Here is an 11,693-nt window from a genome sequence, read left to right as displayed (position 1 = left end):
TCCTCAGGCTTTTCGATTCTGTAACGCGATAAACAGGATCAGCACGCCGCCCCACAGGGCCATGGTCAGGTAGCTGCTGACCCCCAGCAGATTGAGGCCGCTTTCCAACATTTGCAGCACGATCAGCGCCAGCACCAGCCCCAGAATACGGCCGAAACCGCCGTCCGGATTAATGCCGCCCAGCACCGAGGCCAGAATGGTCACCAGCAGATAAGATTCGCCGTAGCCGGCCTTGGCCGAGTTGAACTTGGCCATCATCAGCAGCGCGGCGCCCCAGCCGAGCAGCGCCGACAGGATATACACCGCGATCTGCACCCGCGCGGTATTCACGCCGCTGAAGCGGGTAGCCTGCTCGTTGGAGCCGATCAGGTACAGGCTGCGGCCCAGCGTGGTGTGCTCCAGCAGCAGCCACAGCCCGGCCGCCACCAGCAGGAACAGGATCAGCGCCACCGGCACGCCGAGCACGGCGCCGTTGCCGAGAAATTGAATCGCCGCCGGGAAGCCGGAGATCACCGCGCCGTTGGACAGCAGGATATTCAGGCCGGTGATCAGCGTCATGGTGCCGAGCGAGGCGAGGATCGGGGAGACGCCGATCCAGGCCACCAGCGCGCCGTTCAGCGCGCCGATCGCCACCGCCACCAGCAGGCCGGCCAACAGCGCCAGCACCAGGAACAGCGGCTGGTCGGGATGGCTGACGATGATCGCCGCCATCACCAGCGAACAGGCGTTGGCGCCGGCGATGATCGACAGGTTGATGCCGCCGGTCAGCATGGTGATGCCCATGCCGAGCGCCAGCAGGCCGAGGATCGGCAGCTGCGAGGCGATCGACTGGAAGTTGCCGAGGCTGAAGAAGCGCGATCCGAGCAGCCCGGCGAAGAGCAGCGCCACCGCGATGATGATCGCGCCCTGCAGGCGAATGATCCGATCGCTTGGGATCAACCGAGTTAACTGCGTCATGTCAGATCTCCTTGAGCAGTTTGCGTTTTTCGTTCCAGGCGGTGGTGCTGATGCTGATCAAAATGATCGCGCCGCTGAACACCTGGTGCCAATAGGCCGAGACGCTGAGCAGCGTCAGCCCGTTTTGCAGGAAGGCCAGCAGCACCACGCCGAGCAGGGTGCCGGTCAACGAGCCGCGGCCGCCGCTCATGCTGGTGCCGCCCAGCACCACCGCCGCCAATACCGTCAGCTCGAAGCCGAGCAGAGAATTGGGGGCCACCGACTGGGTAATCTGCGCCTGCACCACCGCCGCGACGCCGGCCAGAATGCCCATGTAGCCGTAGACGCAAAAATGCAGCCGCAGCAGGTTCAACCCCAGGCGCGACGCCGCGTCGCGGTTGCCGCCCATGGCGTAGATCTGGCGCCCCAGCCGGGTGCGGTTCATCAGCACGCCGGTGACGACGATGGTCGCCAGCAGGCACAGCAGCGGCAGCGTCAGGCCGTAGTCGTAGCCGTCGGCGCCCTGGAACGAGAACCAGTTGATACCGTTCATGAACCAGTCCGGGAAGCCGTACAGCCAGGTGCCGTTGGTGACGTACACCAGCAGGCCGTAGAACAGGTTAAGGGTGGCGATGGTGATGATGATCGCCGGCACTTTCAGCCAGTACACCAGGAAACCGTTCACCAGCCCGAGCAGCAGGCCGACGCCAATCGCCAGGGCGAACGCCAGCGGGAAGCTGCCGCCGTGCTGGATCACCCAGCTGGCCATCACATACTGGGCGATGGCGGTGACCGCCGGGAACGAAATGTCGATGCCGCCGGCGATCAGCACCACGAACAGCCCGCAGGCCAGGATGCCGAGAATGGCGTAGCTGGTGGCGACGTCGGTCAGGTTGCCGAGCGTCAGAAATTCGTCGGTGCCGGCGCTCAGGCCGATCGCCAGCAGCAGCACCAACAGGCCGAGATAAAACTCGTGCCGCCCCGCCAGGCGGGCCAATAATGACTTATCCATTCACCACCTCGGCGATCTGTTGCTCGGTACTCTGGTGCGGCGCAAACTCGGCGATCAGTTCGCCCTTGCGCATCACCATCACCCGATGGCTGTTGTAATAGGCTTCCGGGATCTCGTCGCAGATCATCAGCACCGCCATGCCCAGCTGCGCCAGATCGCGGGCGATCTGGTAGATCCCCTCTTTGTTGGCGATGTCCACGCCGACGGTGGGTGAGTCGAGGATCAGGATCTTCGGCTGGGTCGCCACCCATTTGGCGATGGCGATGCGCTGGGCGTTGCCGCCGGACAGGGTTTTCACCGGCAATGCGCTGTCGGACACCTTGATGTTCAGATCGCGGATCAGCCGGTTGACCAGCTCGGTCGCCTTGGCGTGATCCAGCAGCCCGAGCGAGGTATGCAGCCGATCGAAGACGGTGACGATGGTGTTGTCGTAGATCGATTGTTCCATGATCAGCCCCTGCGTCAGGCGATCCTCCGACACATAGCCGATGCCGTGGCGCACCGCTTCGCGGTTGTTGTGCAGTTGCACCGCCCGGCCCTCGATGCGGATCTCGCCGCTGTCCGGCCGCGTCATGCCGAACAGGCTGAGGCACAGTTCGGTACGGCCGGCGCCGAGCAGGCCGACGATCGAGACGATCTCGCCGCCGCGCAGCGCCAGATTGACGTTGCGGTATTTCTCGCCGCGGCTGAGGTTGCGCACCTCGAGCAGCGGTGCCTGTTCGGCCGGCGGCAGCGGCGGCAGCGGGCTGTAGTGGAAGCGTTGGCCGGTCATCAGGAACGCCAGTTCATGGCTGTCCAGTTCGCTGGCCGGCCAGGTGCCTACCAGCTTGCCGTCGCGCATCACGCTGATGCGATCGGCGACTTCCATCACTTCGTCCAATCTGTGGCTGACGAATACCACGCAGATGCCGGCCGCCTTCAGCTCGTTGACCACCCGCAGCAGGCCGTCGACCTCCTGGCGGGTCAGCGAGGCGGTCGGTTCGTCCATGATAACCAACCGCGCCTCGGCGGCGATGGCGCGGCAAATCGCCACCAGCTGCCGATCGGCGATCGACAGTTTTTCCACCTTTTTATCGGGATCGATGCGTATGCCGACCCGCGCCATGGCGTCGAGTGCCGTCTGGCGCATCACCCGCTTACGCACCCAGAAATGGCCGCCGGGCAGGTAACGGTGGATGGCGATGTTCTCCGCCACCGTCAGGTTGGGGAACAGCGACAGGTCCTGGTAGATCACCTGTATGCCGTAATAACCGGACAGCTGCGGCGTCAGGGCGTGGAAGAGTTTGCCTTCCAGCGAAATGTTGGCGCCTTTTTCCGGCTGATAGACGCCGGAGATGATTTTAATGATGGTGCTTTTGCCGCAGCCGTTTTGCCCGGCCAGGCAGTGCACTTCGCCTTTATTCAGCGTCAGGTTGATCTGGTCTAATGCCAGCACGCCTGGGAATCGCTTGCTGATATTCTCCAGGGTGATAAATGCGGGGGAGGCTGTCATAACGTTAACCTGTGCTTGCGTAGCGGCCGAAGCCCTGGGCGCAGCAATGCTGCGCCCCTACGAGGGTTTAACTACTTTCCCGGTGTGGCGAAATTACGCGAAAAATCAGAATCCAAGCGATTGGGCGTTGTCTTTGGTCACTTCCAAAATCTTATTAAACCGAATCACTTTGTGTTCCATGTCGACGTCGGCCTTGCCGAGGCCCTCGATCGACAGGTCCTTATTCACTTCCTTGCCCTGCAGCAGCTGGTCGGCCACCGTCACCAGCGCATAACCGGCGTCTTTCGGATCCCACAGCAGCGCTTTCTTGATGTCGCCGCGCATCAGGTAAGGGGCGGCCTGCGCCGGCATGGCGATGCCCACTACCGCGATCTTGTCCTTGGCGCGTTTCTTGGCCACCGCCTGGCCGGCGCCGATCGGGCCGAGTGAACCGAAGCCGATGATGCCCTTCATCTGCGGATAGGTTTTCATCAGATCCAGCGTGGTGGCGTAAGATTTGTCGATGCTTTCCGCCACCGGCAGGCGCGAGGTGACTTCAAACATGTCCGGGTATTTTTCTTTCTGGTATTTGATGGCGGAGTCGGCCCAGGCGTTGTGCAGCGGCACGGTCAGCGAGCCGACGTAGATCGCGTAGCCGCCTTTGCCGCCCATGTCTTTCGCCAGCTCATCGACGTTGGCCTGCGCGTATTTCTCGCTGTCGATGGTCTCGATGTCCCACTGGCCGATCTGCTGGTCCGGGGATTCATGGGTCAGCACCACGATGCCTTTGTCGCGCGCTTTTTTCAGCACCGGCTCCAGCACCTTGGCGTCGTTCGGCACCACGATGATGGCGTTGACGTTCTTGGCGATCAGATCCTCAATCACCTTGACCTGCGCGGCCGGATCCGGCGTAGAAGGGCCGGTTTGGTAGGCGTTGACGTCGAGTTTTTTCGCCGCTTCGTTGACGCCCACTTCCATGCGGTTGAACCACGGAATGCCGGTCACTTTAGCGACCACGGCAATCTCATACTTATCAGCGGCGAACACAGGTGTTGTCGATAACATGCACGCAGAAACCACACATGCATTTAATAATGCGAGGTTAAATTTCATTAGCTGTACCTTTTTTTATCTGTAGGGGTGGCGGTTTTTCCACCGCTGCAGATTACAAAGGAATGGAAGAGGGGGCGTAGCTGAAGTTAATGAAATGTGATCTGCGCACATTTAAGTAAAATAATGGCGTATTTAATGTTAAATAAATGTTTAATTATTTGGTGGTGGTAAATTTACTACCGATTAAGAAGCAATAAATAACCTATTATTAACTTTTATTTAACGTATCGGCATCATTTGGATGGCGTGAAAGCATAAAAAAATGCCGGCGCAGAGGCCGGCATTGAAGCATTTAATCGATGTGTGAACAAGATCACCTTTAAGGCGGATTACAGCACGCCCTGCGCCAGCATGGCGTCCGCGACCTTGACGAAACCGGCGATATTCGCGCCGTGCACGTAGTGGGTTTGCTTGCCTTCGCCGCCGTATTCCACGCAGGCGTGGTGAATATCGGCCATGATATGTTGTAAACGTACATCCACTTTCTCTGCCCGCCAGCCGATGCGCGCGGCGTTTTGCGCCATCTCCAGCCCCGAGGTGGCCACCCCGCCGGCGTTGGCCGCCTTGCCCGGCGCGAACAGCACGCCGGCGTCGAGGAAGGCGTCGGTGGCCTGGATGGTGGTCGGCATGTTGGCGCCTTCCGCGACCGCCTTCACTCCGTTGCGGATCAGCGTCTGCGCCGCCTCGAGATCCAGTTCGTTCTGGGTGGCGCACGGCAGGGCGATATCCACCGGCACGTTCCACGGCTGCTGGCCCGCCAGATAGGTCAGGCCGCGTTCGCGGGCGTAGTCCGCCACCCGGCCGTAGCGCTGGTTTTTGATCTCCGCCAGGTGCGCCAGCTTCTCGGTGGTGAAGCCGTCTTCGTCCACCAGGGTGCCGCCGGAATCCGACACGGTGATCACGCGCGCATCCAGCTCCAGCGCTTTCTCGATGGTGTACTGCGCCACGTTGCCGGAGCCGGATACCGCCACCCGCATGCCCTCAAAGCCCAGGCCGTGGCGCTGCAGCATGGCGTCGGTGAAGTACACCAGGCCATAGCCGGTCGCCTCGGGGCGGATCAGGCTGCCGCCGAAGGAGAGGCCCTTGCCGGTAAATACGCAGGCGGTATTGTTGGACAGTTTTTTCATCATGCCGGCCATAAAGCCGACTTCGCGGCCGCCGACGCCGATATCGCCGGCCGGCACGTCGGTGTCCGGCCCCAGATGGCGGTACAGCTCGGTCATCAGCGCCTGGCAGAAGCGCATGATCTCGCCCTGGCTTTTACCCTTGGGATCGAAATCGGAACCGCCTTTGCCGCCGCCCATCGGCAGGGTGGTCAACGCGTTCTTGAAGGTCTGCTCAAAACCGAGGAACTTCAGGATCGACAGGTTTACCGACGGGTGGAAGCGCATGCCGCCCTTGTAGGGGCCGATGGCCGAGTTGAACTGTACGCGGAAGGCGCGGTTGACCTGCACCTGGCCGCGATCGTCCACCCAGCTGACGCGGAACTGAATGACGCGCTCGGGCTCCACCAGGCGCTCCAGCAGCGCCTGTTCGCGATAGCGCGGGTTGCGTTCGATAAACGGCCACAGCGAGGTGAATACTTCGCGCACCGCCTGCAAATATTCCGGCTGGTGGGGGTTATGGCGTTGTAACGAGGACAGGAAAGACTCTACCGATACGGCATATTCCATGGATAACTCCTTTTCGCATTAAATTTCCCCCGCTATTTCTTATAGATATGGGTATAGGCGATGCCCGGGGGAGGATGTTGTGTCTTTAGCGACTATATCATCGGAGGGCGGTTGATTATCAAGCGATTAATCGGCATGGCGGCATGAAAAACGCCCGCAGGGCGCGGGCGTTGGGCAATTAAGTTAGCAAGTGCTTACTTTATTCGTCTTCTTCATCGCGCAGCGGCACGATCAGCATATCGATGTGCACGGTATTGATCAGCTGGCGAGCGGAAGACATCAGCTTGCTCCAGAAGTCCTGGTGGTGGCCACACAGCACCAGGTCCATGTCGTATTTCTTGATGGCATCGACCAATACCTGCGCCAGATCGCCGCTGCCGCTCAGGGTCTCGGTGATCGGGTAGCCGGCGTTCTGCGACAGCTCGGTCAGCGCCTGATGGGTTTCCTCGGAGATGCGTTTTTGCATGTCGCCGAGATTGACGTCGATAAGGCCGGTATAGAGGTCGGAATAGTTGACATCGACGTGGATCAGAGAAACTTTAGCGTTGTACGGCCGCGCCATCGAGACGGCTTTTTCTACCAGGATCTTGCTTTCCGGGGATAGGTCCACCGCGATCAGTATGTGTTTGTAAGCCATAAGAATACTCCTTCCATAAACATGCCGATTAAAAAGGGTTAGCAGGCGTTCCGTTTACCCGCCTGGCGCTTTTGGTTCCATAGTATCATTCGGATAACGCAATGATATGTTGGGGCGATCACACTGCGCCGCATCGAAAATCTCTCCGCCCGATACCTTTCGTTGTACACCCGCGCGGCGTAAAAGCCTATGGGTTATGCGGATGCTGACGGTCTGACCGCTTGAATTATAAGCGTTATTAAACAAAGTATAGCGCTAAATGTGCAATCAGCGCTCCAGATGCGGCTGCAGCAGGCTTTCAAACCACTCATGAAACACCGCCAGGCGGCGCGATCGCTGGCGGCGATGGGGGTAGATCAGGGCGATCGGCATGGAGGCGGCGCGGTAACCGGGCAGGACTTCTACCAGTTCACCGGCGTCGAGCAGGTGTTGCACGTCGTAGCGCGGGATCTGCATCAGCCCCAGCCCGGCGCGGCAGCAGGCGATGTAGCTTTCGGCGTTGTTGACCACCACCCGGCTGGGCAATTCGAGCCGTTGCGTATGGCCGTCGTCGGTCAGGTATTCCCAGGGGGACTCACGGCCGGTTTTGGGCGAGGCGTAGCCGATGCTCCAGTGCCCCTCGACGAGATCGCCGGGCTGGCGCGGATGGCCGAATTCGCTCAGGTAGGCGGGGCTGGCGCAGTTGATCAGCGCGATATGGCCGAGCGGGCGCATCACCAGGCTGCTGTCGTGCAGATCGCCGACGCGCACCGCGCAGTCGACCCCTTCCTGGACCAGATCGATGGCGCGATCGGCGGAGCCGAGTACCAGCTGCAGATGAGGGTGGCGCCGCAGCAGGCCGGGCAGCGCCGGGGCGATCATCCGGCGGGCGATGCGGCTCGGCACATCGACGCTGAGCCGGCCGGAGGCCTGGCGCTGGCTGGCCTGAAATGACTGATCGATGTCTTCCACCTCGGCCAGCAGCGGGCGCAGCCGCTCGAGCAGCTGTTCGCCGTCGGCGGTCAGCCGCACCTGCCGCGTGGTGCGGTGCAGCAGGCGCACGCCCAGCTGCGTTTCCAGTTGTTGCACGGCGGCGGACACCGAGGCGCGCGGTATCTCCAGCGCATGGGCTGCCCGGATAAAGCTGCCCATTTCCGCCACCTGTACGAATACGCGGTATTGATTGAATCTGTCCATTGGTGCGCCTGTATTGTCCTTGTTGTTGTTTAATGTCTTCCAGCGGAGTTATCCGGAAAACCCTCCTTGTTCCAGGAAGGCTTGCTCCTGCTCAGTCGTATCGCGCAGCAGCAGCCGATTGCGATGCGGGAAACGACCGAAACGGCGGATGATATCGCGGTGCTCCTCGGCATGCGCACGTTCGGCCGACCCCAGTTGAGAGTTTAGCGCTACGGACAGATCCTGATCGGCGAGATTTTCCGAGTGGGCGAACGGCAGGCAAAAAAACAGGCGCAACGCCGGCTCGACGGCCTGCATGTAGCTCGCCGTAACGGCGATGCGGGCGAAGCGGCGTGCCAGCGGATCGGTGGCGTACATGTGGGCGGTATTGCGAAAAGCATTGCGTGGAAATTGGTCGAGCAGGATTATCAGCGCCAGCGCACTTTCCGGCGCTTTGAGCCAGTCGTCACGTTCACGCCGGGCCGCCGCCAGATGCAGGCCCAAAAAGCGTGTACGAAAATGTTGGTCGAAGCGCAGATCCTGCCGGAACCATTGACCGGCGCCGGCGTCTCGCCAAAACCGAATCATCTCATCGGCCGTTTGATTATTGGCCGCGAGCGCATCGCTGCGCCGGCGGAAAAAGGTCTGCATGCCAGTCATTCCTTCTTCGTTTTGGTCGGCGCATTGCCCAAAATCATCGATGTGCCGGCGTAAATGCCGCCGGACACTTCCATCGCCAAACGTTCGGCGTCCTTGCGCCGTAGTTCGGCCATCAGGTCCGTAGCGGTTTCCGGATCGGTGCCCAATGCCATGACGGCCTCATGCCCGAAAGACATGGCGGACTCGAAGGTGGCGCGAATTTGGTAATCCACGTCGGCCTTGATCAAAGCGATGGCATGTTCGCGATCGTAAGCGCGAGCCAGCACGCGGGCTTGTGGGAAATGGCTTTTGGCGTGTTCGACAATCTGCGTGGCAGCGAGCGGATCGTCAAGGCAAACCAAGATGGCGCGGGCGTGATCGGCACCTGCCGCATGCAGCACATCTATGCGTGCGCCGTCGCCATAGTAAACCTTGAAGCCGAATTCTTGCGCGTCGCGGGCAACCTGGGGTTCGTGGTCGATGATGGCGATATCGGCGCCCATCGCCAAAACGTGCTGGCTGACTATCTGGCCAAAGCGGCCGAATCCGACGATCAGCACGCTGTTGGTCAAGCCTGCGGGCTGTTCAGCGCCGTCCAACGAGGCGCCGGACGAGGCGCGCAGCCGTTGGTGAATCAGCACCACCAGCGGTGTCAACGCCATCGACAGCACCACGACGGCCGTCATGTTGGCGTTGGTTTCCGCTGGCAGCACATGGTTGGCCAGCGCGGCGGCGAACAGCACAAAAGCGAATTCTCCCCCTTGTGCCATGAGCACGGCACGGTCGAGAGCATCGCCGTGCGAGCTTCTCGCCAACCGCGCCACGCAGTAGATGCACAGGCCTTTGATCAACATCATCGCCAGCACGCCGCTGACGATCAGCGGCCAGTTGCGCGCCACCACGGCCAGATCGAGCGACATGCCGACGCCGAGAAAGAACAACCCCAACAGCAAACCGCGAAAGGGCTCAATGTCGGCTTCGAGTTGATGGCGGAACGTCGATTCCGACAGCAGCACGCCGGCCAAAAAGGCGCCCATGGCCATGGAGAGGCCACCCAGTTGCATCAGCAAAGCGGCGCCGAGCACCACCAGCAGCGCGGCTGCGGTCATCACTTCGCGCGCTTTGGCGTTCGCCAGAATGCGAAACAGCGGGTTCAGCAGCCAGATGCCGGCCGCCACCAGCGCGGCCAGCGCACCGGCGGCGATGGCGATGCCGCCCCAGGCGGAACCGGATACCGGCGTTGATGAATCGGCCGGCGAGAGGAACGCCACCAGCGCCAGCAGCGGGACAATCATCAGATCTTCAAACAGCAATACGGCGACGATTTTCTGCCCGCGCGGGCTGGCGATGTCGCCGCGCTCGCCCAACAGCTGCATGACGATGGCGGTAGACGTCAGCACGAACCCCATGCCGCAAACGAACGAGATGGCCAGTGAAAAACCGAAGACCACGCCGATGGCGGTGAGCAGCAGCCCGCAGCTCAACACCTGCAGGCTGCCCAGGCCGAAAATGTCGCGCCGCATGTTCCACAGATGAGAAGGCCGCATCTCCAGGCCGATGACGAAGAGAAACATCACCACCCCAAGCTCGGCGGTGTGCAGGATGGTCTGCGCGTCGTTGAACAAACCGAAGCCGAACGGCCCAATCGCCAAACCGGCGGCCAGATAACCCAGCACCGAACCCAGCCCCAACCGTTTGAACAGCGGCACGGCCACCACCGCGGCGCCCAGTAGCGTCACTACGTTGAGCAGATCGCCGGCGCTTTCAGACATGAACGAGGCGCCAGAATACCAGCGCGGCGATGGCGGCGGGGATCGCGAACACCAGCAGCAGGATCGGCAATTCTGCCCGCACGCTGTAGCCCGCGTGGGCGACGCCTACCCACATATTGACTCCTGCGATCAGCAGCCAGGCCGGCACGAAAATTTTGGCCGCCAGCGCCATACCCGCCGCGCTGGCGCCCCAGAGCCAGCCAAACAGCACGAACACTCCCAGGAGAACCGCGCCTCCACCAATAACCATCAGCATGTGCATTGCAATATCCTCTACGCTGCGCTTTCTGGCTGGGGCGGTGCCAGACGCGCCGCCCCCATTCAGCGTTATTTGGTGGTGTAGCCGCCGTTGATCAGGATGGTTTGGCCGGTTATCCACCAGCCGTCGCTGACCAGGTGGCGAACGAACGGCACCACATCCTGGATGTCGGTCAGGCCGGTTTTACTGAACGGTGACAACGCGGCTGCGCTTTGGTGATACGCCACTGCATCGGCGCCTTCGGCCGGATAGAAGAACGGCGTATCCATTGGGCCCGGGCCGATGGCGGTCACGGAGATGCCGCGTTCACCGAACTCTTTGGCGGCGGCGCGGGTGAAGTGTTCCACCGGCGCCTTGGTGCCGGCGTACGCGGCGTAAAACGGCGTAAAGGCGCCGAGCAGCGAAGTGACCAGCGTGCAGATTTTACCGTTGTCGTTGAGATGCTTGCCCGCCTCTTTCAGGAAGAAGAACGCGCTTTTGGCGTTGACCGCCGTCATCTCGTCGTACTCGGCTTCGCTGATGTCGACCATGGGTTTTTTCAGCACTTTGCCGACGGTATTGATGGCGATATCCGGCTTGCCGACGGCGGCGACCGCATCGGCGAACAGCTTCTCGACGGCGCCCGCGGTGGTCAGATCGGCCTGCAGCGCGACGCCTTGCGCCCCGGCGGCCTGGATGGCGGCGACAGTCTTATCCGCCTCGGCTTTGGAGGCGGCGCTGTTGTAGTGGATCACCACCGCTTTGGCGCCTTGTTCCGCTAAATCGCGTGCGATCAGCCCGCCGAGATTTTTGGCGCCGCCGGCGATCAGGACGGTTTTTCCTTTGATTGAATGGTTGGCCATAACAGTTTCCTTGGGTGCGGGTGAATGTAACGGAAACTTGAGTCTAACCAGCGTTGGGCGAAAGATCAGCGGCGTGGGGCGGGATAGACTATCCAGGAAAAACGACTAATTGCAGACGGACGATTATCACTTATAACGGCCCGGTGGGTGACTTCCCGGCGCGTGGCGGTAAATTTTATCCACT

General features: G+C 61.1%; 11 protein-coding genes. All 11 read right to left on the bottom strand.

Going from position 1 to position 11,693, the window contains the following annotated elements; genetic code table 11:
• Positions 1–3: 3 nt before the first annotated feature.
• Positions 4–957, bottom strand: coding sequence for an ABC transporter permease (locus QDT79_RS03350; protein ID WP_049202888.1), 954 nt, complete (start codon positions 955–957; stop codon positions 4–6).
• 1 nt (position 958) lies between these two features.
• Complete coding sequence (locus QDT79_RS03345) at positions 959–1,948, bottom strand: ABC transporter permease (RefSeq protein WP_063991754.1); 990 nt, start codon at positions 1,946–1,948, stop codon at positions 959–961.
• On the bottom strand, positions 1,941–3,440 hold the full coding sequence (locus QDT79_RS03340; RefSeq protein WP_063991753.1) for a sugar ABC transporter ATP-binding protein: 1,500 nt from the start codon (positions 3,438–3,440) through the stop codon (positions 1,941–1,943). The genes QDT79_RS03345 and QDT79_RS03340 overlap by 8 nt, the downstream gene beginning before the upstream one ends.
• 105 nt (positions 3,441–3,545) lie before the next feature.
• Positions 3,546–4,532: an autoinducer 2 ABC transporter substrate-binding protein gene (locus QDT79_RS03335; protein ID WP_033636379.1), complete on the bottom strand. Its 987-nt coding sequence runs from the start codon at positions 4,530–4,532 to the stop codon at positions 3,546–3,548.
• 329 nt (positions 4,533–4,861) lie between these two features.
• Entirely contained in the window at positions 4,862–6,205 is a 1,344-nt protein-coding gene (gene gdhA / locus QDT79_RS03330; protein ID WP_033649380.1) for an NADP-specific glutamate dehydrogenase, read from the bottom strand.
• A 199-nt stretch (positions 6,206–6,404) separates the two neighbouring features.
• The gene (gene uspA / locus QDT79_RS03325; RefSeq protein WP_004930988.1) at positions 6,405–6,842 is read right to left on the bottom strand and encodes a universal stress protein UspA; all 438 of its coding nucleotides are present in this window, start codon (positions 6,840–6,842) and stop codon (positions 6,405–6,407) included.
• 267 nt (positions 6,843–7,109) lie between these two features.
• Positions 7,110–8,018 carry a LysR family transcriptional regulator gene (locus QDT79_RS03320; protein ID WP_063991750.1) on the bottom strand — a complete coding sequence of 303 codons (909 nt, stop codon included), beginning with the start codon at positions 8,016–8,018 and terminating at the stop codon, positions 7,110–7,112.
• A 48-nt stretch (positions 8,019–8,066) separates the two neighbouring features.
• Positions 8,067–8,648 (bottom strand): DUF924 family protein, encoded by a 582-nt coding sequence (locus tag QDT79_RS03315; protein WP_175089973.1) that lies wholly within the window; start codon positions 8,646–8,648, stop codon positions 8,067–8,069.
• Between the two features lie 5 nt (positions 8,649–8,653).
• Positions 8,654–10,408, bottom strand: a complete 1,755-nt coding sequence (locus tag QDT79_RS03310; RefSeq protein WP_308316203.1) for a monovalent cation:proton antiporter-2 (CPA2) family protein — start codon at positions 10,406–10,408, stop codon at positions 8,654–8,656.
• Complete coding sequence (locus QDT79_RS03305) at positions 10,401–10,670, bottom strand: hypothetical protein (protein ID WP_308316202.1); 270 nt, start codon at positions 10,668–10,670, stop codon at positions 10,401–10,403. Before QDT79_RS03305 ends, QDT79_RS03310 begins: the two co-directional genes overlap by 8 nt.
• 65 nt (positions 10,671–10,735) lie before the next feature.
• Entirely contained in the window at positions 10,736–11,509 is a 774-nt protein-coding gene (locus QDT79_RS03300; RefSeq protein WP_063991746.1) for an SDR family oxidoreductase, read from the bottom strand.
• Positions 11,510–11,693: the final 184 nt, after the last annotated feature.

The organism is Serratia marcescens, assembly GCF_029846115.1.
Classification (GTDB): Bacteria; Pseudomonadota; Gammaproteobacteria; order Enterobacterales; family Enterobacteriaceae; genus Serratia; species Serratia marcescens_L.
Note: the sequence above shows the minus strand (reverse complement) of the source record. Positions and strands in the feature narration are given on the sequence as shown.